Source organism: Stenotrophomonas maltophilia group sp. msm1 (assembly GCF_032025805.1).
GTDB classification, from domain to species: Bacteria; Pseudomonadota; Gammaproteobacteria; order Xanthomonadales; family Xanthomonadaceae; genus Stenotrophomonas; species Stenotrophomonas hibiscicola.
On record NZ_JAVSKH010000001.1, the window covers coordinates 363020 to 388600 of the forward strand.

The 25581-nt window shown below is 64.1% G+C and carries 25 protein-coding genes; 14 read left to right on the plus strand and 11 right to left on the minus strand.

Annotated features, from left to right (window positions below):
• Positions 1–151 precede the first annotated feature (151 nt).
• Positions 152–1006: a polyamine aminopropyltransferase gene (gene speE, locus ROV95_RS01655; protein ID WP_235650934.1), complete on the plus strand. Its 855-nt coding sequence runs from the start codon at positions 152–154 to the stop codon at positions 1004–1006.
• Between the two features lie 124 nt (positions 1007–1130).
• On the opposite strand, the gene ROV95_RS01660 is transcribed toward speE, so the two are convergent.
• The gene (locus ROV95_RS01660) at positions 1131–2036 is read right to left on the minus strand and encodes an aspartyl/asparaginyl beta-hydroxylase domain-containing protein (RefSeq protein ID WP_312543789.1); all 906 of its coding nucleotides are present in this window, start codon (positions 2034–2036) and stop codon (positions 1131–1133) included.
• Positions 2037–2472: 436 nt separating this feature from the next.
• Here ROV95_RS01660 and ROV95_RS01665 point away from each other — a divergent pair, with 436 nt between their 5' ends.
• The 3 genes from ROV95_RS01665 (at position 2473) to ROV95_RS01675 (ending at position 4801) form a co-directional block, all read left to right on the plus strand.
• The gene (locus ROV95_RS01665; RefSeq protein ID WP_312542496.1) at positions 2473–3132 is read left to right on the plus strand and encodes an RIO1 family regulatory kinase/ATPase; all 660 of its coding nucleotides are present in this window, start codon (positions 2473–2475) and stop codon (positions 3130–3132) included.
• A 117-nt stretch (positions 3133–3249) separates the two neighbouring features.
• Complete coding sequence (locus ROV95_RS01670) at positions 3250–3897, plus strand: hypothetical protein (RefSeq protein WP_312542498.1); 648 nt, start codon at positions 3250–3252, stop codon at positions 3895–3897.
• 94 nt (positions 3898–3991) lie between these two features.
• Positions 3992–4801: a trypsin-like serine protease gene (locus tag ROV95_RS01675; RefSeq protein WP_312542501.1), complete on the plus strand. Its 810-nt coding sequence runs from the start codon at positions 3992–3994 to the stop codon at positions 4799–4801.
• A gap of 216 nt (positions 4802–5017) precedes the next feature.
• Here ROV95_RS01675 and ROV95_RS01680 read toward each other — a convergent pair whose 3' ends face one another.
• Positions 5018–5356 carry a P-II family nitrogen regulator gene (locus ROV95_RS01680; RefSeq protein ID WP_005411374.1) on the minus strand — a complete coding sequence of 113 codons (339 nt, stop codon included), beginning with the start codon at positions 5354–5356 and terminating at the stop codon, positions 5018–5020.
• 155 nt (positions 5357–5511) lie between these two features.
• Between ROV95_RS01680 and ROV95_RS01685 the strand changes: the two genes are divergently transcribed.
• From ROV95_RS01685 to ROV95_RS01695, 3 genes are all read left to right on the plus strand, one after another.
• Positions 5512–5763 carry an accessory factor UbiK family protein gene (locus ROV95_RS01685; protein WP_005411375.1) on the plus strand — a complete coding sequence of 84 codons (252 nt, stop codon included), beginning with the start codon at positions 5512–5514 and terminating at the stop codon, positions 5761–5763.
• Between the two features lie 125 nt (positions 5764–5888).
• Positions 5889–6323, plus strand: coding sequence for an NAD(+)--rifampin ADP-ribosyltransferase (gene arr, locus ROV95_RS01690; RefSeq protein ID WP_065178851.1), 435 nt, complete (start codon positions 5889–5891; stop codon positions 6321–6323).
• 263 nt (positions 6324–6586) lie between these two features.
• The gene (locus tag ROV95_RS01695; protein ID WP_312542504.1) at positions 6587–7957 is read left to right on the plus strand and encodes a hypothetical protein; all 1371 of its coding nucleotides are present in this window, start codon (positions 6587–6589) and stop codon (positions 7955–7957) included.
• Positions 7958–8288: 331 nt separating this feature from the next.
• Here the strand turns inward: ROV95_RS01695 and ROV95_RS01700 are convergent, their stop codons facing one another.
• The 3 genes from ROV95_RS01700 to ROV95_RS01710 form a co-directional block, all read right to left on the minus strand.
• Positions 8289–9074: a hypothetical protein gene (locus tag ROV95_RS01700; RefSeq protein WP_312542507.1), complete on the minus strand. Its 786-nt coding sequence runs from the start codon at positions 9072–9074 to the stop codon at positions 8289–8291.
• Between the two features lie 749 nt (positions 9075–9823).
• The gene (locus tag ROV95_RS01705; RefSeq protein ID WP_312542510.1) at positions 9824–10189 is read right to left on the minus strand and encodes a hypothetical protein; all 366 of its coding nucleotides are present in this window, start codon (positions 10187–10189) and stop codon (positions 9824–9826) included.
• A gap of 54 nt (positions 10190–10243) precedes the next feature.
• Positions 10244–10846 carry a DUF998 domain-containing protein gene (locus tag ROV95_RS01710; RefSeq protein WP_312542513.1) on the minus strand — a complete coding sequence of 201 codons (603 nt, stop codon included), beginning with the start codon at positions 10844–10846 and terminating at the stop codon, positions 10244–10246.
• A gap of 643 nt (positions 10847–11489) precedes the next feature.
• Between ROV95_RS01710 and ROV95_RS01715 the strand changes: the two genes are divergently transcribed.
• The gene (locus ROV95_RS01715) at positions 11490–11846 is read left to right on the plus strand and encodes a hypothetical protein (RefSeq protein WP_154331316.1); all 357 of its coding nucleotides are present in this window, start codon (positions 11490–11492) and stop codon (positions 11844–11846) included.
• Between the two features lie 45 nt (positions 11847–11891).
• On the plus strand, positions 11892–12380 hold the full coding sequence (locus ROV95_RS01720; protein ID WP_312542517.1) for a cold-shock protein: 489 nt from the start codon (positions 11892–11894) through the stop codon (positions 12378–12380).
• Positions 12381–12440: 60 nt separating this feature from the next.
• Here ROV95_RS01720 and ROV95_RS01725 read toward each other — a convergent pair whose 3' ends face one another.
• Entirely contained in the window at positions 12441–13346 is a 906-nt protein-coding gene (locus ROV95_RS01725) for an Abi family protein (protein WP_312542519.1), read from the minus strand.
• Positions 13347–13792: 446 nt separating this feature from the next.
• On the opposite strand from ROV95_RS01725, the gene ROV95_RS01730 reads away from it, so the two are divergent.
• A complete protein-coding gene (locus tag ROV95_RS01730) occupies positions 13793–15292 on the plus strand; it encodes a YifB family Mg chelatase-like AAA ATPase (RefSeq protein ID WP_312542521.1) in 1500 nt (499 codons plus the stop codon).
• Between the two features lie 163 nt (positions 15293–15455).
• Positions 15456–16121 carry an Abi family protein gene (locus tag ROV95_RS01735; protein ID WP_312542523.1) on the plus strand — a complete coding sequence of 222 codons (666 nt, stop codon included), beginning with the start codon at positions 15456–15458 and terminating at the stop codon, positions 16119–16121.
• Between the two features lie 70 nt (positions 16122–16191).
• Here the strand turns inward: ROV95_RS01735 and ROV95_RS01740 are convergent, their stop codons facing one another.
• From ROV95_RS01740 to yidA, 3 genes are all read right to left on the minus strand, one after another.
• Positions 16192–16578: a hypothetical protein gene (locus tag ROV95_RS01740; RefSeq protein ID WP_312542526.1), complete on the minus strand. Its 387-nt coding sequence runs from the start codon at positions 16576–16578 to the stop codon at positions 16192–16194.
• A 105-nt stretch (positions 16579–16683) separates the two neighbouring features.
• The gene (locus ROV95_RS01745; protein WP_312542528.1) at positions 16684–19002 is read right to left on the minus strand and encodes a TonB-dependent receptor; all 2319 of its coding nucleotides are present in this window, start codon (positions 19000–19002) and stop codon (positions 16684–16686) included.
• Between the two features lie 378 nt (positions 19003–19380).
• Positions 19381–20214: a sugar-phosphatase gene (yidA, locus tag ROV95_RS01750; protein ID WP_312542529.1), complete on the minus strand. Its 834-nt coding sequence runs from the start codon at positions 20212–20214 to the stop codon at positions 19381–19383.
• Between the two features lie 149 nt (positions 20215–20363).
• Here yidA and ROV95_RS01755 point away from each other — a divergent pair, with 149 nt between their 5' ends.
• Complete coding sequence (locus tag ROV95_RS01755) at positions 20364–21026, plus strand: exopolysaccharide biosynthesis protein (protein WP_312542531.1); 663 nt, start codon at positions 20364–20366, stop codon at positions 21024–21026.
• Positions 21027–21157: 131 nt separating this feature from the next.
• Here ROV95_RS01755 and ROV95_RS01760 read toward each other — a convergent pair whose 3' ends face one another.
• A complete protein-coding gene (locus ROV95_RS01760; RefSeq protein WP_188249700.1) occupies positions 21158–22468 on the minus strand; it encodes a sorbosone dehydrogenase family protein in 1311 nt (436 codons plus the stop codon).
• A complete protein-coding gene (locus tag ROV95_RS01765; protein WP_021201954.1) occupies positions 22461–22901 on the minus strand; it encodes a DUF2231 domain-containing protein in 441 nt (146 codons plus the stop codon). Before ROV95_RS01765 ends, ROV95_RS01760 begins: the two co-directional genes overlap by 8 nt.
• Positions 22902–23210: 309 nt before the next feature.
• Here ROV95_RS01765 and ROV95_RS01770 point away from each other — a divergent pair, with 309 nt between their 5' ends.
• Both ROV95_RS01770 and ROV95_RS01775 read left to right on the plus strand, forming a co-directional pair.
• Positions 23211–24977, plus strand: coding sequence for a S8 family serine peptidase (locus tag ROV95_RS01770; protein ID WP_049441989.1), 1767 nt, complete (start codon positions 23211–23213; stop codon positions 24975–24977).
• Complete coding sequence (locus ROV95_RS01775) at positions 24977–25555, plus strand: DNA breaking-rejoining protein (protein WP_197576016.1); 579 nt, start codon at positions 24977–24979, stop codon at positions 25553–25555. The genes ROV95_RS01770 and ROV95_RS01775 overlap by 1 nt, the downstream gene beginning before the upstream one ends.
• The last annotated feature ends 26 nt before the right edge of the window (positions 25556–25581 follow it).

Sequence of the window (25581 nt, forward strand, 5' to 3'; positions counted from 1 at the left end):
ACGCCTATGTGCCCACAGGTTCGTTATCATGCGCGCCCGCGCCCGTGACAGGTTCCAACCTGAACGGGCCGATCCGTCCGGATGTGGCATCTGTGCCACGCGGCCCCGCCCGCCAGCCCGGCTCCACCCCTCCGAACAGGACTGTTTTCCAATGACTGACAGCAACAACTGGTACATCGAACACTTCGAGCGCACCGGCTCGGCCATCGGCTACCGCATCACCGGCAAGCTGGACGAGGTGCAGTCGCCGTTCCAGAAGATCGAGATCTTCCAGACCACCGACTGGGGCAACCTGATGACCATCGACGGGGCCATCATGCTGACCAGCAAGGACAACTTCTTCTACCACGAGATGATCAGCCACCCGGTGCTGTTCACCCACGCCGCGCCCAAGCGCGTGGTGATCATCGGTGGCGGCGACTGCGGCACCCTGCGCGAAGTGCTCAAGCACACCGGCGTGGAGAGCGTGACCCAGTGCGATATCGACGAGCAGGTCACCGTGATGGCGCGCAAGCACTTCCCGGAACTGTGCGATTCCAACGATGACGCCCGCGCCGAGCTGCTGTTCGACGACGGCGTGGCCTACATGGCCAACTGCCCGGCCGGCAGCGTGGACGTGGTGATCGTCGATTCGACCGACCCGGTCGGCCCGGGTGAAGGCCTGTTCAACAAGGCCTTCTACGAGAGCTGCTTCAAGGCCCTGAAGGACGACGGCATCCTGGTGCAGCAGTCCGAGTCGCCGCTGATGCAGCTGGAACTGATCAACGAAATGCGCGCCGAGATGGGCAAGGCCGGCTTCGGTTCGTTCAAGACCCTGCCGTTCCCGCAGCCGTGCTACCCCACCGGCTGGTGGAGCGTAACCATGGCGCGCAAGGGCGACAGCAGCTTCGACTTCCGCCAGGCCGACTCGGCCGCCAAGACCTTCAACACCCTGTACTACACCGCCGCGCTGCACACCGGCGTGCTGGTGACCCCGCCGTTCGTGCAGGCTGCATTGAAGGGTTGATCCAAACAGAAACCCGCGCTGGCGACAGCGCGGGTTTTCTGCTTTCTGTAGAGCCGAGCCCACGCTCGGCTGCTGTTCGGACAGGTTGCGATAAATCAAGCCGAGCATAGGCTCGGCTCTACAGTCACAGCGCCCAGATACCGGCGATCACCGCCACCACCAGGCCCCACTTGATCAGCTGATACGCCACCACGCTGCGCTCGCGCAGTGCCTTGGCCTTCAGGCGCACCTTGTAGACGCTGCCAAATGCCTTGTTGACGCCACCGGTCGGGTCACCCGGCAGGTTCGGCGATGCACCACCGGCCAGCAGCGTGGCCGCCACCGCGCGGTTGAACAGCCCCGGCAGGCCGAAGCGCAGCGGGCGGGCGATGTCGCAGAACAGGATCACGCGGTCATCGGGCGTCTCGTTGTGCGCGTGGTGGATGTAGGTCTCGTCGAACATCATCCACTCGCCATCGCGCCAGCTCTTCTTGATGCCGTCCACTTCGATGTAGCAGCCGTCGTTGTTCGGCGTGGCCAGGCCCAGGTGCAGGCGCAGCGAACCGGCGAACGGATCGCGGTGCGGACGCAGTTCGCTGCCCGACGGCAGCTGCGCGAACATCGCCGCGCGCACGTCCGGCAGCGACTCCAGCAACGCCGTGGTCTTCGGGCACATCGCCTTCGCCGACGGGTGCGACGGGCCATACCACTTCAGGTAGAAGCGCTTCCAGCCACGGCGGAAGAACGAATTGAAGCCGGCATCGTTGAACTTGCTGGAGGCCGCGATCTTCTGTGCATCGCGCAGCGCCAGCGCCTCGTCGCGGATCATCTGCCAGTTCTGGCGCAGCGGCTCCAGCTGCGGGAACTCCTTGGCCGGGTCCAGGAACGGCGTGGTCGGCACCTTCGAGAACATGTACATGACCACGTTGATCGGGGCCATGAAACTGGAGTGGTCCAGCAGCTGGCGCGACCAGCGCGCGCGAACCTTGCCACGGAAGTGGATGTACAGCACGCAGGCGACGAACAGCGCTGCAATGACGATTTTGATGATCAAAACACTTTCCTCCAGCCGCAGCCGGAACGGGAAACAGGGCGATGCACGGCCAAGCGGCCAGCACCGGTGGGGACCGCGGCAGGGAACGGGGACGTGCCAGGAAGGGGCGGCCGCCGATGTCGCGAATTAACAGCTTATGGTCGGCAGGCCGTGCGTCGGGGTCAAGTTGCCCGTGCGCCGTGTTCATCCGGTTGCGAAGGAGGCGCAGGGCTGGGCGCGCAAGCTGTTGATGCTAAAGGCCAGCTGGAATAAGTGAGACAGAATTGTCCGATTCTGCGCGACGAACTGTTCCAGCCACGACCCCGACATTTCTCCGACAAATCGTGGAATAGCGAACTGGCGAGTACTAAAATTAACGAAAACTTAGTAACTCCCTGTAACACCGGTTCGCTTGACGCATTGCGCCACCCACCGGGTCGTCCGAGACCCCGACATGCATCTTCCTGCCCTGCCATCCTCCTCCTGCGGCGATGACGCCGCCTCCCCGCTGCTGCTCAAGCGCGGCGAGCGTTTCCTGGCCCCGGATGTCTACCGCACCTGCCTGGACGGGCGCGAGGCGGTCATCAAGGACTATTCCCGCTACCGCGGCACCCCCGTTTCGCTGATCGCGCGGCTGATGGTGCGCCGTGAAGCACGCATGCTGCAGCGCCTGGGCGGCTGGAAGCATGCCCCCGCACTGCTCGGCACCCTGGGTGGCCTGGCACTGGGCATGGAGTTCATCCCCGGCCAGACCCTGAGCACCGCGCAGGCCGTCGGCAATGACGTGTTCGAGCAGCTGCAGCACGCGCTCAGCCGCCTGCACGCCGCCGGCATCACCCACAACGACCTGCACGGCACCAACGTGGTGGTCAGCGGTGGCGTGCCGGTGCTGCTGGACTTCACCTCGGCCTGGCGCGCGCCTCGCTGGCTGCGCCGCAATCCACTGAGCCGGCAGATGCGCCGCAGCGACATGAAGAACCTGCTGAAGATCCGCCAGCGCGTGACCGGCCAGGCGCCGAGTGCCGCGCAGGCCGCACTGGTGGCCGACCCGGGCTGGGTCGCCGCCGTGCGCCAGGGCTGGAAGCGGTTCTACAAGTGGGCGAAGCGCCGGTAAGCGCTGTTCGCCCTGCATTGCTTGCGCGACTGCTGTTTGCCCCTGCATTTGCCCCGGGCCACACGCCCGATGTGCTCTGCGATACTCGTCGGCACGCCACTCGCAAGGACGCTGGGGATGCCGACACCTGAACACACCCACCTGCTGACTGCAGCCGCAAGATCCATACTGCGCCCCTTGGGCTGCGTGCAGAAAGGCCGTTCGCGCACTTGGCTTGACGACCAGGGCTGGTGGGTCGGGGTGGTCGAATTCCAGCCTTCGGCATGGGACAGGGGCAGCTATCTCAATGTCGGCGCCTGCTGGCTCTGGGAAGAAAAGGACTACCTGTCCTTCGATGAGGGCGGCCGCGTCGCCGGATTCCAACCCTTCACCGAGACCGCCGAGTTTGCCTCGGCCGCACAGACACTGACCGAGCAGGCCGCAGCCGAGGTAATGGCCCTGCGTGACCGCTTTCCCACCCCGGGGCACGTGCGTACATTGATGAGTCATCACCCCAAACCGGGCATCCGCGAACACATCCATGCGGGCATCACTGCCGGGCTGGCGGGCGCTTACGACGAGGGTCGCAGGCACTTGGCACTGGCCGCTACGGAGACCCACCCAGCGCCATGGGTCGATGTGCTGAAGCAACGCTGTGCCGAACTCACGCCGCTGCTGCAACCTGATGGCGGCTTCGAGGCAGAGATCGACGCCATCGTGACGCGCACCCGCCGCGCGCTCGGTCTGCCGGAGTGGCGGTCGTCACCCCTCATTCCGCCCGGTTGATCACACCGGGAGGGCACTTCGTCGCACACGGGTATTCGCGCCTCCCGATCCCGGCTAGGGTCATCGCCTTCCACGCACAGGACTGCACCGAACCATGCGCCGCTGGCTCCTTCTCGCCTGGGCTACCCTGCCCTTCTCCGCCGACGCCATTGTCATCCGCAGCGATGTGGATGACAGCGCCTACCGCGTACCGGCATCCGCGTTCCCGGCCTTGGCCGACCTGCCCGGGGAGGGCCACGGCGTCCTGATCGCGCCGCGCTGGGTGGTGACCGCCGCACACGCCGCGCCCATGGAAGGCATGGACACCGAGGTGCAGATTAGCGGTCGCCCGTACCGTGTCGAGCGCGTGTTCGTGCATCCCGGTTACCGGCGCATGCCCGAAGCGCTTGGCCAGGCAGCGCTGGCGTCAGGGAACCCAGGCCCCATCCACGCCTTCCTCGCCGCCTCCGATGACATCGCCCTGATTCAGCTGGCCGCACCGGTCAGCGACGTTGCGCCGGTTCGCCTCTATCGCGGGCAGGCCGAAGCGGGAAAGATCGCTACTCTGGTCGGCAAGGGGGCCACGGGCACCGGCATGACCGGGCTGGCGCCGGGTGGGCCGCACCGCGGCGAACTGCGCCGCGCCGAAAACGCAGTGACAGGTGGCAATAGTCGTTACCTCTGGTATCGATTCGACGGGCCCGACGGCGGCCTGCCACTGGAGGGCGTGCTCGGCAGTGGTGACAGCGGCGGCCCATTGATGATCCACGGCGCTCATGGCTGGGAGCTGATCGGCCTGGGCTCGTGGATCACCGCAGTGCCGGAGCATGCGCTTGAAGCCGGCTACTACGGGCAGGTGGTGCACAACGTGCGCATCTCGCGCTATGCCGACTGGATCGACACCATCATACGCACCGCGCCGTAGAGTCGAGTCTGCTCGACTCAAGCAACCCGCCGGCCAAGCGACAGAGCCGTATAGCCTGGTGGCATTGAATGCCTGACGGGGTACAGCCGACTGCTAGTCGACTGCTCTTCCCGTCCGTGACCGAAATGCCCGCGCTGTGCGCGATAGTCGACTAACAGTCGACTCTACCCAGAAGTGTTCCCGGGACCAGTCGCGTTCGCGCATCCTGCGTTGCACTTACAACGCGTCCGCGTCCAGTTCACCGGTACGGATACGCACCACGCTGCCCAGGTCGTACACGAACACCTTGCCGTCCCCGATCTTGCCGGTGCCGGCAGCCTTCACGATGGCCTCAACCACCGCCTCCACCTGGTCATCGGTCACCGCCACTTCCAGCTTCACCTTCGGCAGGAAATCGACCACATACTCCGCGCCACGGTAAAGCTCGGTATGGCCCTTCTGGCGACCAAAGCCCTTCACTTCCGTCACCGTGATGCCGGTGACCCCACGCTCGGCCAGCGCTTCGCGCACGTCGTCGAGCTTGAACGGCTTGATCACCGCCATGACCATCTTCATCGTCTATCTCCTGTCTTCCGGCGTGGAGGATAGCGCCTGAACGCGGCCCGTGCGAAGCCGCTGCGGCCTGTCCGGGCAGTGGGTGCCGGCAGTATGCTTGTGCCCGACTGGCCTGCCCGCGCCGGATGCACGGGCCCACCCCCACGGAGCACCCCATGATCGACCTGAACCAAATCGATGACCTCGCCCGTCGCCTCAGCGACCTGGTGCCGCCGGGCCTGCGCGAATCGCGCGAGGAACTGCAGGCCACCTTCAAGAGCGCGCTGCAGGCCGGCCTGGCCAAGCTGGACCTGGTCACCCGCGAGGAGTTCGAAGTACAGCGCGCCGTGCTGCTGAAGACCCGCGAAAAGCTGGATGCGCTGGAAACGGCCGTGCGCGAGCTGGAAGGGCGCGGCGCCGCAGAATGAAAAAAGGAGGCGCACCGCGCCCCCGTTTACAGATTATTTCCCGGATGGGGCCTTGCAGCAAGGCCCACCGGGCGCCCTAGACTCGCCGGCCTGTCGATCCGGCAGGACATGCAGGGGCAGTGCCGATGGCGCAGGACACCGAATGGACACCCGTTTCGCATGACACCTGCGACCAGGTCGCCGGGCCGTTCTACCACGGCACCCGCGCTGACCTGGCGGTGGGCGAGTTGCTGAGCGCAGGCTTCCGCTCCAACTATCGCGACAGCGTGGTGATGAACCACATCTACTTCACCACCATTGCCAAGGGCGCCGGGCTGGCTGCGGAGATGGCCCGGGGTGAAGGGCGGCCGCGCGTGTATGTGGTGGAGCCGACCGGGCCGTTTGAAGACGACCCGAACGTGACCAACAAGAAGTTTCCCGGGAACCCGACGCGGTCGTATCGCAGCGCGCAGCCGTTGCGGGTGGTGGGGGAGATTGTGGAGTGGGAGCTGTATGACGCGGAGTTCGTCCGGCAGTTGAAGGCGTTTGTTGCTTCGGGGAGTGGGGAGATCATCAATTGATGGCGTGAAAACGTCTGCTTTCGGTCAATAGCGGCCCTTGGCTTGCTATGAGTATGCGCCAACAGTCGACTTCCGGATGGTCCTTGCGCATCGCCGCGGAATGGCCATTATCACAATGATGATTGACTTCGCCGGCTCCGGCCGGGCTATTCGGCGCTGCCAAGCCAAGGCCGCAATGTGATATTTTCGGAGTCCGTGCCGCGTTTCCCACGACCTGGCCGACGCAACTTGGCGGCAGCTCCTTCCTCCTGAGTGGCTTACACATGCGACCGATTAGCCGCGCACGCTTCGAGGCCCTGGCTGCCTACTGCCGCATCGGGCCGGCGATGCATCTGGTAGACGAGTACGCTTGGTACGAATCGGGCGATGGCCGGCTGCTCGGCTTGGTGCTGCGTGAGCTTGTCGACGGCGAGTACCAGGGCGCCTTTCTGGCACGCGATTTGGTCGAGCGCTTTCGCTGGATTCACGGGACGAATTTCTTCGATAACCCCGAGGCTGCTGCAGCCGCGTTGCTCGAGCAGGCGCCGGGGCTGCTGGCCCGCCTTGACGAAGAGCGGTGTCAGGGCGACGAACCGCGCCGCGCCGTGGACTTCTTCGCCCCGCGCGTGCCCGAGGTGCGCGCTGACCCGAGCTTCGTGAATCTGCGAGACCTCGAAGGCTACAGCCCGGCGCGCGATCTCATCAGCGCGATGATGCGCTGGCACGATGACATCGATGGTAACTACGTCGAGCAGTTCCAGTCCGCCGCCTTCGATGCTCGGCTGATGGAACTGTACGTGTTCGCGCTGTTGGTCGAGAACGGCTTTGTCGTTCGCCATGAGGGCACAGCCCCGGATTACTTAGCCAATGACGGCAACGGCGAACTCGCCATCGAGGTGACCACGGTCAACCCCACGCTGGATGCACAAGGGCAGCGCGTGCCCCCTCCGCCGGTCGATACAGACGAGGAGATCGCGGCGTACCTTAAGCAGTGGATGCCGATCAAGTTCGGCGGTCCGCTCACGGCGAAGCTGCGCAAGCGCTATTGGACCTTGCCGCACGTCGCTGGTAAGCCCCTGCTATTTGCGATCCAGGACTTTCACGCACCGCAGTCGATGGTCCGTGCCCGCTCGGGCTTGGGCATCTACCTCTATGGCTACGACCACGACTGGCACTACGACGCAGAAGGTCGCTTAGTTATTGAACCGCGCCGCGTCACCGAGCACCGATGGGGCGAGAAGATCATTCCGAGCGGCTTCTTTGACCAACCCGAGGCTGAGAATGTTAGCGCCGTGCTATTCAACAACAGCGCGACCTTGTCCAAGTTCAACCGCATGGGCTTCGTGGCAGGCTTCGGATCGCATCGCGTACAGATGATCCGAGAAGGCTTCGCCTTGAATCCGGACCCCAATGCCGCCGCGCCAACTTCGTTCGCGCACCAGGTCGACAAGGACTATTGGGAAACGTGGTCGGAAGGTTTGGATATCTTCCACAACCCGCGTGCACTTTATCCGCTCGATCCTCGCCACTTTCCCACGGCGGCACACCACACTTTGCAGTCCGACGGGCAGGTCAGCACGCTGCGGCTGACCGATGACTTTCATCCACTAGCATCGATCACCCACATTCTGGTCCCGGACGACACGGCGCACTGAGGGATTCAATTTTCCCAAGAAGAGCACATCGCCTAGTTGACCGAGAATCCTTATGGAGTCGCATAATGTGCGTGCTACGGAGGCAGATCCCGCGCGATGCGCCATTCTGCTTCTCACGCGCAGGCGTTCTTGACCTAGGCAAGGACCGAACGAAATGGAGACGAGGAGCTGGGGACCGAATCAGCTTGCCGATATCCCGCCCCGAACTGAGGACAGTTGAGCTGGCGTCCACTTTGAGTCGCAAGGCACCGTTGGGCCAGCAGCCTACGTTCAGAACTGTCGAACTAAGCCGAGCCGCGAAGCAGCTTCGGCTTGGACTAATTGATAGCCGTCACTTCACGTGAGTAGCTACAAAATTACGAATGGCTGCGTACGAGCCGGGGGCTGACTGTGTGATCTCCCTGTTCAACCCAAGATTGAATGATTGCACGCCACCACCGGTGGACATCGTGATTGAAGCGCTATCAATTCTAATTAGAAGCATCCAGATAGAGTCCGGAGCTGTCGGGTCCAGCGGGTAGTGGGAAAAACAAGTCGCGTGAGAAATGTTGACGTTGAGGCAGCCAAAGCCCGCTCCAACCCTGTTTGAGAAAGCTTTTAAAGCTTTGCCAGAAGTTAGGTCTAGCGTAATGGATGTGCTTATACCTGGCTTTTCAAAGGTGGAGTAAAGATCAGCTAAGTACTTGTTGATAAATATAGATGGCGGATAGTCAGACAAGCAAAGAAAATAGCGTGCCGAAGACGTCTTGGCATGGGGCTGGTTCAGTTGCGCTTGAGGCTCAGGAACCAAGGCGATCAACCGGATTAGATCAGCCACAGCTTCTGCAGAGTTGGCCGAAGCGCGAGTATCTTGCCCGCTGGCTGTCCGGCGGTAGGATTTGAAGAACTTTCCTTCAACATAGTTTCTGTAGCGCCAACCATAGTTCGCTAGACGGGCTGTTCCCAATTTTGAGCCGCCATAGTCCAGAAAAATATCGCAATCTCTATTGACTGCCCCTGCGGGTAGCGGAACTGCCTGCGTCCCATAGCTATTCTCCAGTTGCATTCTTTGGATTGGATCGAGAATATTCTTGGCATGCAGCGCGTTCAGAAGGGAGAACGAAAAACTTCCGACCACGTTTGCTTCCCTTCGAACGCGCTGGAAGCCGAAGCCAGCAACTGACTCCGGAAGCATTGAGAAAGCACTTTCAATTAGCAAAAGATTCCCCTTTTACAGCCTATTTCCAGATAGACAGAGCCACGATTACTTTTACAGTGCATTGTGAGCTCCCCCTTGGCTCCCGCTCAATATTAGGCCGACTGAGTCCGGCTAACAACCAAGCGAATAGCCCCCCGGGCCAAGTTCAACGACCGCAGCACGCAGATGTGCAGATGTCCGCTTTGGGTGGATAGCGGACTCTAGCATTTTTGGTCGCGCTGCCTCGCGCCGTCACGTCTGCTTTCGGCCAGAAGTGGACGTTGGTTGTCAGCCACCACGTGCCGGTCAAGAGATGAGAAGGAATCTCCTCTAGCGCACACTGCGGTGCATCCACTTCCCAATACACGAAGCAACAACCGCACCCCTCAAAGTTTTCGGGGCAGGTAGCCATGTTGTCTCGCCAGCGGTCCAACCATTGTTCGACAAGCTCCCACTCGGCATTGAACTTAGCCTCGGATCCGGCGTCGTCACCTTCACCTAGCAGGGCAGTTATGACAGCTCGCGGCATCGGAGGAGAATGTCTGCTTTGGGTCGAAAGCGGAGAATAGCACCGGACTAACGCCTACGCAGTGCTGATGTCTGCTTCCGGCCAGAAACAGACGCTCGCAATACTTCAACCACGCCCAATCACGAAGCGGTTTGGCCCTGAAATAACTTCTGAGCCAGCCTCACTTGAGCATCTCCAACAGATCCCTGTCCTCATGCCGCTGCTCCCACGTGGAGAGAAAGCAGAAGCTCGCGCCGCTTTGCATGGCAGCCTTCTGGAACCCCGCCAGTTCCTCCTTCGTAACCGGGTACTCAACCGGATCAAAGTGGAGAATCCCCCACGGCTTGACGAAAGAGAACCCGGGCATGAGTTCCGAGAAGATCGCCTTGAGCAGGGGCCGGATATTCGAAAAGTCCTTGATAGGACCCGCGCGATTGCCAAGGGCATGACACTGGCGACGGATGGTCCTGTCTCCACCGACCAAGCGCGCAATAAAATGGTCCTGGCGCACTTGGACGTAGATCAGCTGGCGGCGAAAAATTCTCATCTTGCTCTCAACTCCGCACGCTCAATCATCGCCCAAGTGCAACATACCCTTCCATCAATGCGCAGGCTCCGCCTTCAGCGCGCTTGAATCCCTTCGCAGTAGGTACCACGCAACCAGGAACGGCCACAGCGAGTTGATCGATGAAAACACGCGCTGGGTCAGCCCTCTGAACCCCTCCGGATCCGCCCCCACCAGGTTCAACCAGAGATAGACGATGCCCGCGATGCTCACCGCAGCGGTCACGGCGTACGCCCTTCGGTTGGCAGACCACGCGCTCAGTTCGATGTGCGACATCGCCGGTGCAATGATGTTTGCGATACCGATGGTGTAGAAGCCGTGCATCGGATGGCCCATGGGCCAGAGCCCGTTGGTCAGCATGGAAATGCCAAAGACCAACCAGCAGATTGCGCCTACGGCAATCCGGCGGCCGGACTCCCGCCATACCCCGATGGAGAACGCCACGAAGCCCATACCGGAGCCGATAGCCGCGATCCTGCCGCAGATGCTTGCAAGCGTTGGCGCCTGCAGCAACTCGCTGGCGTGCTGTGCAAGTGGGTTGTAGCCCGGCGCGAACACGGCGGCAACGATGGTCCAGAACAGGAACCACGGAAGCGGGATCAGACCCGCGCAGAGAAGCAGTCGGCTGCGGCGTGACACGTACAGTGGTCCTTGTTTGGCCTGCGCCAGTGGGTGGAATCCAGTCGAACGCCGCAGAACCTTCCTGCTGCGGGCAGGACGGCGTTGAGTAACTACAGCAGTAGTCAGATTGCGCGTGGCACTCGGTGGGTTCAATAGGCAGGAAGTCATTTAAACCATCCAGCGGGTGTCGCAGCGGTTCGGTTGCATGAGCGATCACGCGTGCCCGATGGGCGAGTGCTGTCGCATTTGCCGCGCCTTGCATCCCTGACGGAAGGTTCTGACGACTCCGTTCCAGAAGTGCCATTCCGCCTAGCACGCCAAGGCTCTCGCCGCTTCCGGTGCTATGCGATAATGCCAAAAGCGTCTCGGGTTTTGGCGGCATTGCCCCTACCCGTTGGCATTCCGCACAACAGCAGGTAATCGTTACTGCGCCACCGTGCATCGGTGGCCGGGACTCGAAAACCCGTTGTTGTGATGAAGTTTGCGCTTGCCAGCCGGCATCACCTTGCGTGGTGCCGGCTGGCAATCCGTCTGCCGGCTATGGCGGGCGGGGCGTGGGGGCCTCGTGCCCACCGGCGATCATCACACACCGGTTTTCGAGCCACGCTCTGCCCGCCACCTTTATCGGTGGCGGCTTCTGCCTGCATGCACGGAGCCTGCCATGACCACGCCGCACTCCCCTCCCCCGCGCCCGATCCAGCAAGCGCCCTCGGCCGCTGCGGCCCTGGCCCCCAACAGCCTCATCGCCATCCTGCACGCCATCGGCGCGGGCGCTGCGGCCGACGGCCAGCCCTGGCCCGAGCGGCACCACCTGCGCAGCCGGCAGATGGCGTTGTCCGACGCCGACTGCGCCCTCACCGGCCAGCGCATCGTGCAAGAGATCCTGCTGGCGGCCGAGCGCACGCGCCAGAACGGTGAGCCGGAGCAGTACGTCGGCGACCGGGTGATGGAGGGGCTGGTGATGGCCGATCTGGCACTCACCGCCTTCATCCACGAGCGGATGCGACCCAAGGACTGAGCGCGCTTATGGCGCGGACCTTTCTGCCTGTGTGCGGGGTGACGAATGAAGATGCACGGCCTGGCCGCTGCGGCGGTGTGCATCGCGGTGATCGGCGCGATGTGGGTGGAGTGGCCCGGGCCCGCGGGCGATCAGGTGTGGGCCTACCAGAAGCTGCAGCCGGCCGATTACCGCCTGCTGCACAGTGATGCACTCGGCTTCGTGACCGCGAAGGCACTCGAGGGCTTTGAACTGCACACGCGCCATGCCGGGGCGACATCCTTCGAGATCCAATGCAAGGGCGTGCTGGTGATGGAGGTGGAGAACGCGCCCTCGCGCGTGCTGATCCGCATGCCCGCCGATGCACGCTGGCGGGCGCCGGACATCGAACGTCTGCGCATCAGCTTCGAGCGTTGGCTGGATCTGCACCAGAGCCAGGGGCGATTGCTGGTGGAAAGTGCGGGGCCTTCGTGGGTTGAGGCTCGGTTTGGGCGCTTCAATGGGTTGGTGCTTGATGAGCAGCGGTGTCTGTTTGGGGTGCTGGGCCGCCATTGACCGCCCCCCCAATCGGCCCATTCGCAACAAATGTCTGGAGAAAGCAGCGCCTCCTGGGACTTACCCGCGCCAAAGGCGATGGTCCTGCCATCCAGTCGCAGCCCCGATGCTTCTCGTTCGGACTTCGGTCGTCAGGCCAGCCGAGAGATGGGTATCGACACGTTCACGCCAATCCCTGAAATCAGCGGTCGTCGCTTCCAAAAGTCTGCGAAGCAGGAGCAACAGAAAGAAGCAACGATTCGGTGCGTATGGCGCCTCGCGCTCAGACCATCCTGCCGACCGTGGGCGAACTGCCGAAACACCGAGCTCCTTGTTCCATAACCTACTGTGGTGTGCAACGACGTTTCGCGCCACGCTGGTGACATGCAGCCAGTTTGCGAAGACTGGCGCGGCCAGCAGCATCTCCCCCGCAACAGCCTTCTGTTCTCTGGAGTGCAGCGCTTTGTAGAAGCGAGAAAGCGAGCCGAGCGACATGACTTCTGTCGCCATCCAGATCGGTACTCTGGGGAATGCGGGTGAGGCGTACTTGTCCTTGTAGTGCCGAATAAACGCCTCCTTGGAGCGCGTCACTTCACTTTCGACGCCGCCGAGCCAATCCGCATACTCTTGCCCGGTGAATGCCAGATTGCGCGGCTCCAAATGTCCGAAGGCGCCATAGGCATGGGCAAAGTGGTACGTGAGCACGGTCCGCGTTGCGACCTCGATATGGCCAACGGCCTCCATTACCAGGTCTCGAAGGGCCCTATCGAATTCATAGAGACTGACCGCTTCTTCGAATGTCGCTTGAGCTCGGAAGCTGTCGCTACCGGGCACACGCTGTGTGTAGAGATAGCCCATGAGGCGGTAGTAGCCAACACACTGCAGATAGCGTTTGGCATTGGCGGCGTCGCCGATGGCCAGCCCGCGCTGCTGGAGGAGATCCAACTGCTCCTGAATCGACAGGGGTGGTTTGCGGTAGTGAGTCATCCTGACTCCAATCAGCGGGCAAAAAAAACCCGCCAATTTGAGCATGTCGCGAACTGGCGCGTCAGAGGCTTGGCGGGTGTGTTGGGTGAATTTTAGCGCCCCTTTTGCTTACTTTCAAGTAAATGTCTGTAGTTCCGGTGAAATGTAAATGCCTGTACGAAAAGCACTTCATAGGGAATTTTCTTGGAATTCCGCAGTCTCCCGGGCGCAGATCCAGTGAGGTGAAAGGCCGGCCCGGGCGAGCGGCAACGGCCTATTCCCCGGCGTTGTTCCACGTCATACCGGTTGAGTTCCGACACTCGATCGCGAACACAGGCCGCTACGAAGCGCGCAGGCGCACTCCAACGGTCTGCAGGAATCCCCCTAGGCGTCTCACCCGCAATGCCCGATGGCGCCATGCCGAACGCCTGCCGCACCATCAAGCATCCCTCCGCAGGAAACCACACATGAGCCTGGCGCTGGTCCACAGCCGTGCCCGCGCCGGGGTCGATGCCCCACTGGTGCGGGTGGAAGTGCATCTCTCTGGCGGCCTGCCTGTCACCCAGATCGTTGGCCTAGCCGAGACCAGCGTGCGCGAATCCCGCGAGCGCGTCCGTGCCGCCCTGCTCTGCGCACGCTTCGACTTTCCGCAGCGGCGCATCACGTTGAACCTGGCGCCTGCCGACCTGCCCAAGGAAGGCGGCCGTTACGACCTCGCCATCGCGCTGGGCATTCTGGCGGCCAGTGGCCAGGTCGATCCGCAGTCGCTGCTGCAGTACGAGTTCCTGGGCGAGCTGGGCCTGAACGGCGAACTGCGGCCGGTGGCCGGTGCACTACCGGCTGCGATCGCGGCCGCTGAAGCCGGGCGCATCCTGGTGGTGCCGCCGGGCAATGCCGCCGAGGCGGCGCTGGCCGAGCACGCGGACGTGCGTGTGGCGCGGACGCTACTGGAATGCTGCGCCGGGCTGGGCAATCCGCGCCTGCTGCCACCCGTAGAGCGCGTGGACACGACGCCGTTGCCGCTGCCGGATCTGGCCGACGTGCGCGGGCAGGCGCACGCACGGCGCGCGTTGGAAGTGGCCGCTGCCGGTGGGCACCATCTGTTGTTGATCGGTAGTCCTGGCTGCGGCAAGACTCTGTTGGCCTCGCGCCTGCCCAGCCTGTTGCCGGATACCGAAGAGACTGAGGCGCTGCAGCTTGCCGCGATTGCGTCGGTGAGTGGCGAAGGGCTGGACCCAAGACGATGGCGGCAGCGGCCCTTTCGGGCGCCACATCACAGCGCCAGTGCGGCGGCGCTGGTGGGTGGGGGCAACCCGCCCTGCCCTGGTGAAATATCACTGGCCCACCATGGAGTCCTCTTCCTTGATGAGCTCCCAGAATGGAACCGCAGCGCGCTGGAAACCCTGCGCGAGCCACTGGAGTCCGGCCACATCCGCATCGCCCGCGCGGCGCGCAGCGTGCAGTACCCCGCGCGGTTCCAACTGGTGGCTGCGATGAATCCCTGCCCGTGCGGCTGGGCCGGTGACCGCAGCAACCGTTGCCTGTGCAGCGACGAGCGGATCAACCGCTACCGTGCGCGGGTGTCCGGTCCGTTGCTGGACCGCATCGATCTGCACATCGGCGTAACGCGAATGGACGCGGTGGAGCTGCGGGAGAGCACGCCACTGGGTGAGCCCAGTGCTGCGGTACGTGCACGGGTGGAAGCCGCCCATGCCCGGCAGCAGGCACGTGGCGGGCTCAATGCACATCTGCCGCCGGCGGCGCTGCGGGCGTGCACGAAGCTGAGCGAGGCCGATCAGGATCTACTTGAGCAGGCGATCGAACGTCTGCAGCTTTCCGCACGGGCGATGCACCGGATTCTGCGCGTGGCGCGCACGATTGCGGATCTGGCGGGTTGCGAGGGTATCCAGACCGCGCATCTGGCTGAGGCGATTGGCTACCGGCAGTTGGATCGGGGAAATGCATGAGCCTGATTGCCGGGAGCCCTCGTCCGCACGGGAGCAGCAACAATCAAAAAAATACCCCGGCCGCGTGCCCAGAAGGACAGAGACGGTACCGGGGTGTACCTGACCACCGTACCCCACACGGCGGCACACTGCAATCGGCATCAGTGGAGGCGTCCAGGCAGCGATGAGCCATGACAGATTCGAAGAAGCCCTTTCCCTGGAGCGCTTTGGCCGCTACCTGGATTGGGCGGGGGGCGACCGTAGCCGAGCCATCGCCCTGTATGGATGCAATACCCACTTGTCTGAAAGCCTCTACGCACCACTGCAGACGTTGGAAGTGGCACTGCGAAACCGCATCCACACCGTTCTGACCCAGGCCAAGGGCGAGGCGTGGTACGGCCGAGGCGCTGGCGCCCTGAAGGTTGCTCATCAACTCGAGCAGGTCGCCAAAGCCGTCAACGAATTGGTCAGATCGGGAAAGACGGTAACAGCAGGCGGTGTGGTCGCCAGTCTCACCTTCAGTTTCTGGACAACAATGTTCAACAAGGACTACGAGGCCCTTTGGCAGCAGATCCTTCACCGGATTGCGGACCCCAGTGCGCCCAGGGGACTGAAGAGGAGGAGCTTTTCGGGACCGCTGACTCGCATACGCGTGCTACGCAACCGCATCGCCCATCACGAACCGATCCTCGCCTGCAACCTGCGCGGGCACCACGATGAGATTCTGACGCTGATCGAATGGCTATCGCCGCCCGCCGCGACATGGTGTCGTGAAAACAACCGCTTTCCCCAGGCATACCCGGAAGACGGAATCACCTTGGTATGTTCGCCCGAGTCGAATAGACGCTGACTGCGCGTGTCCTCCTGCGGCCGGGTGCGAAGAGCGGTCGACTAACAGTCGACCCCACCAAGGGCAGGCATCAGGCTGCCGAATGCAACCGTCCCCGCTTCGCCAGCAGCGCCACCCGACGGCTGACCAGCGCGTGCAGCTCCGCCAGCTCCGACGCCCGGCCAGCCGTCATGTTCCCGCCAAACAGCACCCGCGACAACGCCGCCTTGTCGCTGTCGTCCGGGTGCTGCCAACGGTCGCGATACACCTTCTGGCACACCAGCCACGCTTGAGGCAGCCCGCCACCGGGTAGCGGGCGGACCATGCGTTCGTAGACCTGCCAGAACTGGTATTCGGCCCGCAGGTCGAATGCGAGCGCCACGGACAGCGCTTGCCGGGGCCGTACTGGGCCTCGGATGCCGAACAACCGGGTTGGCGGGGTCTGCTGTGCCATGCCAACAGAATGACCCAGCAACATTGTGGGAACCTTGCGTCGCCGCCAGAAAATCCCTGTTGATTGCCCAAGGGGGGCCAGGTGGGTTTGGGGGGCCGCCAAGTGCATCCACGCATGGCGTGGATCTACCTAGAACGCCATCGAGGTGCTGAACATCAGCTGCCGTGGCGCGCTGCGCTGCAGGGTCTGGTAATCCCCCGAGAACGACGAGCCGGCGATGGTGGCGGTACCGATGTTGTGGCGGTTGAACAGGTTGCTCACGTCCAGCCGCAGCTCCAGGCCGGGCACGGCGCTGTCTGCACCGAAGCGGTAGGCGGCATAGGTGTTGACCTGCCAGAAGGTCGGCACGCGGATGTCGTTCTCGTAGGTGAAAGGCTGGCGCAGGTACGAGGTGCTGGTTGCACCAAAGCGCCAGTCACCGAAGTGCGCGGACAGGTCGCTGACCAGCGAGATCTGCGGGTAGCCCGGCTGGGCATTGCCCTTGATCGGGTACACCGTGTCGCCCACCACGAAATCACTGTCGTAGTACGAACGGGCTACGGCCACGCCCAGATAGAACTGCAGGTGGTTGGTCAGGTCGGCGGTGATGCCGAGGTCGGCACCGATCACATGCATCTTCGGCATCAGCCGAACCGTGTTGATCTGCGCGAACTGGGTACCGATGGCGGCCGACAGCAGGCGGTTGCGGATGTCGTTGTAGAACACGTCGCCGGTGATCGTCAGCCGATCGAAGCGATGCGACGCGCCTACGGTGAGGTTCCAGTTCTTCTCCGGGCGCAGCGTGCCGGCCACGCGGTCGAACTCTTCCTGGTCGGTGATGGTCCATGCCGAGGCGGTGTAGCCGATGTTGCCGCGCTGGGCCACGCGGTAGCCGTTCATGGTATTGGCCAGGTCGATGAAGGCATCGGTGGATTCGGTCGGGCTCCAGAACAGCGAGACATGCGGCAGGAAGTTGCTCTTCGCGCGCAGCGTGCCGTTCACCGGCCGGTCCTTGGCATCACCCAGGCCACCACCGCGGGTGCGGAAGTCCACGGCCTTGAAGCCGACACCCAGCTTCAGCGTGTCGTTCAGCACGATGTCGTCCTGCAGGTAGAACTGGCGCGAGCGGGTCACCCAGCTCGATGCGTTGTCGGTCTTGAACGCGGGGCCGTACACGTCGAACGGGCCGGTGGCCTTCAGCGGCGGGCCCTCGCCCAGCAGTGGCTGCTGGTACCACTCGGTCTTGGCCGCGGCCTTGCTCTTCTCCTGCCAGAAACCGGCAGTGAAGGTGTGCGCGCCGGTCTCGAACTGCAGGTTGACCATGCCGCCCAGGCGGTTGAGGCGCGGCGTCTGTACCTGTTCGGAGAACGGTGCGCCGTTGGGCGACGGTACGGTCGGGTCGGTCAGCGTGGCCTGGGTGTGGCTGTTGGCGTTGTACAGCTGCACGTTGCCACTCAGCGCCGGGGTGATCTGGAAGCGATGGTTGATCGATGACACGCGGTCGCGGGTGGTCTGGCCGGTGTCGTACGGAATCAGTTCGGACAGCTCACCGCAGGTGCAGGCGCCGCAGGATTTGTCCGCGTTTTCCGGCGAGGCCACGTACCACGCCCACGCATAATCGGGATAGAAGATGTCGGCCTTCCAGCCCAGCTTGCGGATCATGTCGAAGGAGATGTTGTTGTAGCCCCAGACCTTGGCCTTGCTGTCGGACAGGAACACGGTGAAATCGCCCCAGGCGACGTCCTGCTGCAGCTTCAGGTCGCCGCGCAGGAAGTTCTGCGTGCCCTCGCCCTGGTACTTGTCGGCGGACACGCGCTGCAGGTCGACCAGCACTTTCGGGCCCTGCTCGCCGAGCTGGCCGCTCTGCCCGGATACGGTGGTGACCAACGTGCTGTTGCTGCCCACGCCCTGCTTCACGCGCAGGCTGGGCGTGTCCTGCAGCTCGCGCAGGCGGTATTCCAGGCTGCCGCCGTTGACGCTGCTGGAGAACACGCTGACCGGTGCGCCGCCAGGGCTGACCGTGATCGCGCCGATACCATCGGGCACGCCCACGTTCACCACGCTAGTGCCGGTGAGCGAGAGGAAGCCGTTGTCGTTCAGCGGCACGCCCTCGAAGGTGATGCCCATTTCGTTCATGCGGAAGCCGCGCACGAACAGGCTGGTGGCGGAGATATCCAGGCCCAGCCCGTCGGTGGCGGTGTAGCTGGCGCCCGGTACCTGCTTCAGCATGGCCAGGCCGTTGTTGCCGGTGACCATCGCGTCGAGGTCTTCGGCCTTGATGATGTAGCGGTTGGGGCCGATCACCTGGGTCGGTGCCACGGCCGCACCGCGCGGTGTGGCGATGACCTGCAGGGCGTTGAGCGTAGTGGGCGTGTCGTGCGCGGCATCGTGCGTTTCTGCGGCGTACGCAGGTGCGGTGATGGCCGCGATGATGGCCAGGGCGAGGCGTGTCGTGGGTGGGATGTTCATGGGCAGATCCAGGGTGCAGGGAGAGAGCGGCGCAGGCGCACGCCCAGCGCGTTGCAGCACCGGTGTCGGCGCCCTGGCTGGCGATGCGGTTGCGTTGGGGGTGACGGCGCAGTGCGCGCCGGTCAGTGGCAGAGGAAGACGATCATCTGCCGTGGGATTCGGTGGGGTGATTTCGACGTGCGGAATTCTTGCATCGCACTGCCGCATCCGCCATTGCACCGTGGTACAGCGCCAATGGCGGTGGGGATGGGTGGGTTATACGTGGGTATAGCCCCGGCGTGGTGGGGGCCGACCTTGGTCGGCGCTCGTGTGCCAAGCAAGGTTGGCACCCACCGGGGCGGATGAGGTTGGCACCTACCAGAGCATAGGGACGCGCGGTTACTGCAGGACGAAACGCTCAATGGCGCGCGCCACGCCTTCGTCAGCATTGCTGCTGGTTTCAAACCGCGCCACCGCCTTCACAGCATCAATGGCATTGCCCATCGCCACGCTGGTACCGGCGTACTGCAGCATGGTCAGGTCGTTCTCCTGGTCGCCGATGGCCATCACGTGGGCACGGTCGATGCCCAGGTGCTCGGCCAGCTTCTGCAGGCTCGGGCCCTTGCCGGCGCGGTGGTCGAACACTTCCAGGAAGAACGGCGCGCTCTTCAGCACCGCGAAGCGCTCGGTCAGTTCGCTGGGCAGGCGCGCGATGGCGGCATCCAGCACGTCGGGCGCGTCGATCATCATCAGCTTGATGAAGGACATCGACGGGTCCATGTCTTCCACGCGGCGGTAGGACAGCGGCATCCGCGAAAGATGCGAGTCGGCCACGGTGTAATAGCTGATGTCCTGGTTGGGCGTGTACATGCGCTGGCTGTCCAGCGCCTGGAAGTGCACGCCCACTTCGCGGGCCACCTGCTCGCAGAACAGGAAGTCGTCGAAGCTGAGCGGATACTCGACCACGGTTTCGCGCGTGCCGATGCGCTGCACCAGGCCGCCATTGCAGGCGATGCAGTAGTCGTCGTCGCCGGTGATGCCCAGCTCGTGCAGGAACGGTGCCAGGCCGGGAACCGGGCGGCCACTGGTCAGCACGATGTGCACCCCCAGCGCGCGCGCCTGCGCGATGGCCTGCTTGGCCCGGGCGGTGAGCGTGTGGCTGGGGTCCAGCAGGGTGCCATCCATGTCGATGGCGACCAGTTCGATGGTCGATTGCCTGCGGCCCATGTCCATTGCGTTCAACTCGTGCGGGGCACGCCAGTTTACCCCCTCATGCCCGGTTCACCTCTTTGCCCACGTTGGCCGGGATACTGCGGGAGCCTGTGCGTCCCCCACCGCAGGACGGCCCGCTGACCGCCCTTCCCTGGAGAACCTTGCGACGCATGACCTACCGTGCCCCCGAAACCAATGACAGCGCGCCCCTGGCCCAGCAGATCGAGCAGATGATCGAGGAGCTGCCCGGCGACCAGGTGCGCGTCGGCACCCTGCTCAGCGCGCTGGGCGATGAGGGCCTGCTGCTGATCGTGATCCTGCTCTCGGCCATCTTCATCATCCCGGTGTCGATTCCAGGGCTGAGCACCGTCTTTGGCGCCTCGATCCTGCTGATCGGCCTGAGCCGTGTGCGCGACCGCCCGCTGTGGGTGCCGCAGAAGCTGGCGCGCCGCGAGATCGCCACCGACAAGCTGAAGGCCAACCTGGGCCGTGCGCTGAAGTGGGTGCACCGCATGGAGCGGCTGTCGCGGCCGATGCGGCTGGCGGTGATGGTGCGCTCGAAGAAGATGATGCGCCTCAACAACCTGATGCTGGTGTTTGCGACCCTGCTGCTGATGGCGCCGGCCGGGCCGATTCCTTTCAGCAACACGCTGCCGGCACTGGCGCTGATGTCGTTTGCGATTGGCTTCATCCAGCGCGATGGCGCGGCGGTGGCGGCCGGTTATGGTTTCGTAGTGGCAACGGTGGTGTATTTCGGCGTGCTGCTGGGCGGCGTGGGATTTGCCGCCGAGTCGGTGTTCAGCGGGTTCCGCAGCAGTACTGCGGAACTGTAGAGCCGAGCCCACGCTCGGCTGCTGTTCGCTCGGTGCACGGAAACCCGCGCGCTGCGCGCGTAAGCCGAGCATGGGCTCGGCTCTACAAAGGCCGGATCCACAGCAGTCGAGCGTGGCTCGACGCTACACAGCTACTTGGCTGAGACCCGCCACACCACGTCGCCCACGTCGTCGGCGACCAGCAGCGCGCCCTCTGCATCCATGGCCATCCCCACCGGTGCACCCATCAGGGTCTTCTCGTCCTTCGAGGTGAAGCCGCTGACCACGGTCTGCGGCCGCCCGGTCGGCTTGCCATCCTTGAATGGTACGTACACCACTTCGTAGCCGCTCAGCGGTGAACGGTCCCAGCTGCCGTGTTCGCCGATGAAGGCACCGCCGTGGTACTGCGCCGGCAGTGCCTGGCCGGTGTAGAACAGCAACCCCAGCGGCGCCACGTGCGAGCCGATCGCGTAGTCCGGTGTGATCGCCTTGGCCACCAGGTCCGGCCGCTGCGGCTGCACGCGTTCGTCCACGTGCTGGCCGTAGTAGCTGTAGGGCCAGCCGTAGAAGCCATCCTCCTTCACCGAAGTAAGGTAATCCGGCACCAGATCGGCACCGATCTCATCGCGTTCGTTCGCAACAGCCCACAGCTTCCCGGTGCTCGGCTCCCAGTCCAGCCCGGTCGGATTGCGGATGCCCGAGGCGTAGATGCGGCTGCCGCGGGTGGCCACGTCCACTTCCAGCACCACCGCACGGCGGTATTCGACGGCCAGGCCGTTCTCGGTGATGTTGCTGTTGGAGCCCACGCCCACATACAGCTTGCGGCCATCACGGCTGGCCAGCAGTTCCTTGGTCCAGTGGTGGTTGATGGTGCTGGGCAGGTCGGTGAACTCGCGGCCCTTGTCCGACATGCGGGTTTCGCCGGGCACGTAGTGGTACTGCATGATGTTGCCGGTGTTGGCCACGTACAGCGTGTCGCCGATCAGCTGGATGCCGAACGGCGAATGCAGGCCCTCGATGTAGACATGCTGGGTCCACGTGTTCGTTCCCGGCGCGCGGCGCAGCAGGGTGACCCGGTTCCCGCCCTTGCCGGCCTTGCCCGAGCGCGCTTTGACCTTGCCGGCAATCCACTGCTTGGGCGTGGTGACCGGTTCTTCGCCGGGGCCGTTGCCTTCCACCACCAGTACATCGCCATTGGGCAGGGTCAGCAGGCGCCGCGGATGCTGCAGGTTGGCGGCGATGCGCTCGATCTTCAGGCCCTCGGCCACCGTGGGGGTCTGTCCATCAGCCCAGCCGACGCCCTTGGGCACCTGCATCGGCGGCATCAGGAAGTTGGCCGGCTTGGGCAGCGGCGGCTGCGGGCCCGACTGGTCGGCGGGATGGTATTCAGCCTTGCCGGCGCAGGCCGACAGCATCACGGCCAGCGCCAGGGCGCCCATGGTGGGCAGGATGTGCTTAGCCATGACGGCCTCCCTGCAGCACCGGCGGCTGCAGTGACAGCAGGATCAGGCCCAGGGCAATCAGGGCCACGGTCAGCGCCGACAGGATCGTGCCCGGCACCGCAACGGCGTACGCATCGCGGCTGTGCACGAAGGCGTTCCAGATGGCCAGCACCACCGCGACCAGGTTGAGCAAGAAGTCGATGCGGTCGATGCGGGTGGCCGTGCCGTTGCGGCGCCAGACCGCGAACAGGTTGATCAGGCGCGGCACGATGGCGATCAGCAGGCCGAAGGTGATCAGCCAGGCGGCTGCCTTGCCCCACATCACCTCGGCGCTGTTGAGGTAGATCGCGTCGAAGATCAGTGCGCCGACGAAGAAACCGAAGGGTATCGGGTTCAACAGGCTGAACAGTGTGGTGCCGAGGCCGCGATGAGCCTGGGCGAGCGGATTGACCATCATCGTGCTCCGTGCGGAAGGGTGCACGGGCTGTAGTAGCACAGCGCGATGTGAGGGCGCGCGATGACACATGGTAGATCCACGCCATGCGTGGATATGCGGGCCAACCAAGGTTGGCGTCCACCAGATGCGGGGCTCGGCAGTCGTCATTACCCCGCGGCATAAGCGTTTGTGACGCAATCGGCACATCTGCAGATTGGGTGTGTGAAGAGGTAGGGGGTTCTTCGTTGTGTCGCGTTTGGCTCGTTGCGATGGGGCAGATCCGCCCCGCCGTCCTGCCATGCCGATTCACAACAGAAGGATTCGTGTATGAAGCGACACACGCAACGCTCCGCGCCACCGCGCTCTGCGCGCCTGGCCCTCGCCACTGCCCTGGTGCTGGGCAGCCTGGCCGTCACCGCCCAGGCCCAACAGGCCGATCCACTGGCGGGGATACAGTGGCACCTGCTCAACACCGGGCAGACTGTCCCGGCTGACACACTGCCGGTGGCCGGCAACGACCTGAACGTGGATGGCCTGTTCCGCAATGGCATCCGTGGCCAGGGCGTCACCATCGCCATCGTCGATGACGGCCTGCAGATCGCGCACCCGGACCTGGCCGCCAACGTGGCGGCGGTGGCCGGCAAGAACTTCACCAATGGCTCGAACAACCCCACCCCGACCAACCCGGATGTCGACAACCACGGCACCATGGTCGGCGGCATTGCGGGCGCGGTGGGCGCCAACAACCTGGGCGTGCGCGGTGTGGCGCCGGCGGCGACGCTGAAGGGCTTCAACCCGATTTCGCGCTCGGCCCTGGGCAACCAGCAGAGCAACATCGAGTACGCCTGGTGGGACGGCGCGGAGTCGGCCGACGTGCAGGTGTTCAACAACAGCTGGGGCGCCGGCCCGGGCAATCCGAACCTGCCGTTGGCGTACAGCGAAAACACGATTCGTTCGTACGAGCAGGCGCTGTCGGGTACGCGCGGTGGCCGCGGCGGCATCTACGTGAAGTCGGCCGGCAACAACTTCAACAATGCCTCGATCAGCCAGACCCAGGATGTCTGCACCACCGACACCAAGAACCGCAACACCGGCTGCGTGCCGGCTGGCCGCGACCCGCGCAACAACCTGTTCAACGTCATCACCGTAGGCGCGGTGCGCGCCGATGGCGTGCGCTCGTCGTATTCGTCCACCGGCTCGGCGCTGTGGGTGTCGGCCTTTGGCGGCGAGTACGGCCTGCAGGCGCAGTATGCGCCCGGCCTGGTGGCACGCGCCTACGACCCGGCCATCGTCACCACCGACGTGACCGGGTGCGCGCAGGGCAGCAACAAGAACACCAACCGCCAGAACACCCTGGACAGCAACCTGTCGGCCATCGACAGCACCTGCAACTACACCGCCAAGATGAACGGCACCTCGGCGTCGGCGCCGATGGTCTCGGGCGTGGCGGCGCTGGTGCTGGAAGCCAATCCGAACCTGTCCTATCGCGATGTGAAGTACATCCTGGCTACCACCGCCACCCGCAACCACCCGAACCAGCCGGCGGTGACGCTGGCCGACGGCCGCACGCTGGTGCCGGGCTGGACGGTGAATGCTGCCGGCCGTGCCTACAGCAACTGGTATGGCTTCGGCGTGGTCAACGCTGCACGCGCGGTGCAGGTGGCCGAGAACTTCCAGTCGCTCGGTGCGCTGGTCGACAGCGGCTGGCGCAACACCACGCGTACCGTGGCCATCGGCAACACCTCGGCCGCCGCCGCACGCCTGACCTTCCAGCTGGCCAACGGCGCGCGCAACATCGAAAGCGTGCAGCTGGGCTTCCGGGTCAACCACCGCAACACGCGCCAGCTGCAGTTCGTGCTGGTGTCGCCCAGCGGCACGCGCAGCGTGGTGCAGCCGGCGTTCACCGCGATCGGTTCGGGCACGGGTGGCGCGCAGAGCAACTTCACCAGCTGGGACCTGCTGTCCAGCAATGCCTTCCTGGATGAGAACGCCACGGGCACCTGGACGCTGGAAGTGACCGACATGGGGCAGGCCGCGACCGCTGCATCGCGTGGCAACCTCGAATTCTTCAAGATCCGCGTTCTGGGGCACTGATGATGAAGACGACCATTCTGTTGAGCACGCTCACCTTCGCGGTGATGACCTCCCCTGCCTGGGCACAGAGCTCGGGGCAGACCCCTCCGGCCAGGACCCTGTCGACCGTGGATGCGCAGGAACTGAAGGCATCCGCTACCGGCCGCACATTCGACGTGGGCGGCACGCGTTTCCAGCTGTCGCCCTCGGCAACGGTAAAGCAGGCCAGCGGCGGCCAGTTCACGATCACCCCGCAGGCAGCGGCGACCACCAGCGCGCGTACCAAGCGTTCGCTGGATGGCGCCACCGCCGCGCCTGCTGATGCCGGTGCCGGCAAGTTCGCGGCGGCGGTGTCCCGTGACGGCGCGCCGGTGGTGGCGACCTCGCGGGTCAAGGTGTTCTTCACCGATGCAGCCTCGGCCCAGCGCGCAGCCGCCGCCACTGGCGGTACCGTGGTGAAGGTCTCCAAGGCTTCAGGCCAGGCCATCGTGGAGTACCCGTCGGTGAACGCGGCGCTGGATGCGACCACCAGGCTGCTGTCCATCGCCGGTATCCGCGCGACCGAGCCGGACGTGGTGCAGTGGGAAGAGACCAAGTAAGGCGTTGAGTGGTGCCCCTGGCCGGT

What these genes read in the sequence shown, in the direction of transcription:
- speE (WP_235650934.1), top strand. Translation starts at nt 152, where the DNA reads ATGACTGACAGCAACAACTGGTACATCGAACACTTCGAGCGCACCGGC.
- ROV95_RS01665 (WP_312542496.1), top strand. Translation starts at nt 2,473, where the DNA reads ATGCATCTTCCTGCCCTGCCATCCTCCTCCTGCGGCGATGACGCCGCC.
- ROV95_RS01670 (WP_312542498.1), top strand. Translation starts at nt 3,250, where the DNA reads ATGCCGACACCTGAACACACCCACCTGCTGACTGCAGCCGCAAGATCC.
- ROV95_RS01675 (WP_312542501.1), top strand. Translation starts at nt 3,992, where the DNA reads ATGCGCCGCTGGCTCCTTCTCGCCTGGGCTACCCTGCCCTTCTCCGCC.
- ROV95_RS01680 (WP_005411374.1), bottom strand. Translation starts at nt 5,356, where the DNA reads ATGAAGATGGTCATGGCGGTGATCAAGCCGTTCAAGCTCGACGACGTG.
- ROV95_RS01685 (WP_005411375.1), top strand. Translation starts at nt 5,512, where the DNA reads ATGATCGACCTGAACCAAATCGATGACCTCGCCCGTCGCCTCAGCGAC.
- arr (WP_065178851.1), top strand. Translation starts at nt 5,889, where the DNA reads ATGGCGCAGGACACCGAATGGACACCCGTTTCGCATGACACCTGCGAC.
- ROV95_RS01695 (WP_312542504.1), top strand. Translation starts at nt 6,587, where the DNA reads ATGCGACCGATTAGCCGCGCACGCTTCGAGGCCCTGGCTGCCTACTGC.
- ROV95_RS01705 (WP_312542510.1), bottom strand. Translation starts at nt 10,189, where the DNA reads ATGAGAATTTTTCGCCGCCAGCTGATCTACGTCCAAGTGCGCCAGGAC.
- ROV95_RS01715 (WP_154331316.1), top strand. Translation starts at nt 11,490, where the DNA reads ATGACCACGCCGCACTCCCCTCCCCCGCGCCCGATCCAGCAAGCGCCC.
- ROV95_RS01720 (WP_312542517.1), top strand. Translation starts at nt 11,892, where the DNA reads ATGAAGATGCACGGCCTGGCCGCTGCGGCGGTGTGCATCGCGGTGATC.
- ROV95_RS01725 (WP_312542519.1), bottom strand. Translation starts at nt 13,346, where the DNA reads ATGACTCACTACCGCAAACCACCCCTGTCGATTCAGGAGCAGTTGGAT.
- ROV95_RS01730 (WP_312542521.1), top strand. Translation starts at nt 13,793, where the DNA reads ATGAGCCTGGCGCTGGTCCACAGCCGTGCCCGCGCCGGGGTCGATGCC.
- ROV95_RS01735 (WP_312542523.1), top strand. Translation starts at nt 15,456, where the DNA reads ATGAGCCATGACAGATTCGAAGAAGCCCTTTCCCTGGAGCGCTTTGGC.
- ROV95_RS01740 (WP_312542526.1), bottom strand. Translation starts at nt 16,578, where the DNA reads ATGTTGCTGGGTCATTCTGTTGGCATGGCACAGCAGACCCCGCCAACC.
- ROV95_RS01745 (WP_312542528.1), bottom strand. Translation starts at nt 19,002, where the DNA reads ATGAACATCCCACCCACGACACGCCTCGCCCTGGCCATCATCGCGGCC.
- yidA (WP_312542529.1), bottom strand. Translation starts at nt 20,214, where the DNA reads ATGGACATGGGCCGCAGGCAATCGACCATCGAACTGGTCGCCATCGAC.
- ROV95_RS01755 (WP_312542531.1), top strand. Translation starts at nt 20,364, where the DNA reads ATGACCTACCGTGCCCCCGAAACCAATGACAGCGCGCCCCTGGCCCAG.
- ROV95_RS01760 (WP_188249700.1), bottom strand. Translation starts at nt 22,468, where the DNA reads ATGGCTAAGCACATCCTGCCCACCATGGGCGCCCTGGCGCTGGCCGTG.
- ROV95_RS01765 (WP_021201954.1), bottom strand. Translation starts at nt 22,901, where the DNA reads ATGGTCAATCCGCTCGCCCAGGCTCATCGCGGCCTCGGCACCACACTG.
- ROV95_RS01770 (WP_049441989.1), top strand. Translation starts at nt 23,211, where the DNA reads ATGAAGCGACACACGCAACGCTCCGCGCCACCGCGCTCTGCGCGCCTG.
- ROV95_RS01775 (WP_197576016.1), top strand. Translation starts at nt 24,977, where the DNA reads ATGATGAAGACGACCATTCTGTTGAGCACGCTCACCTTCGCGGTGATG.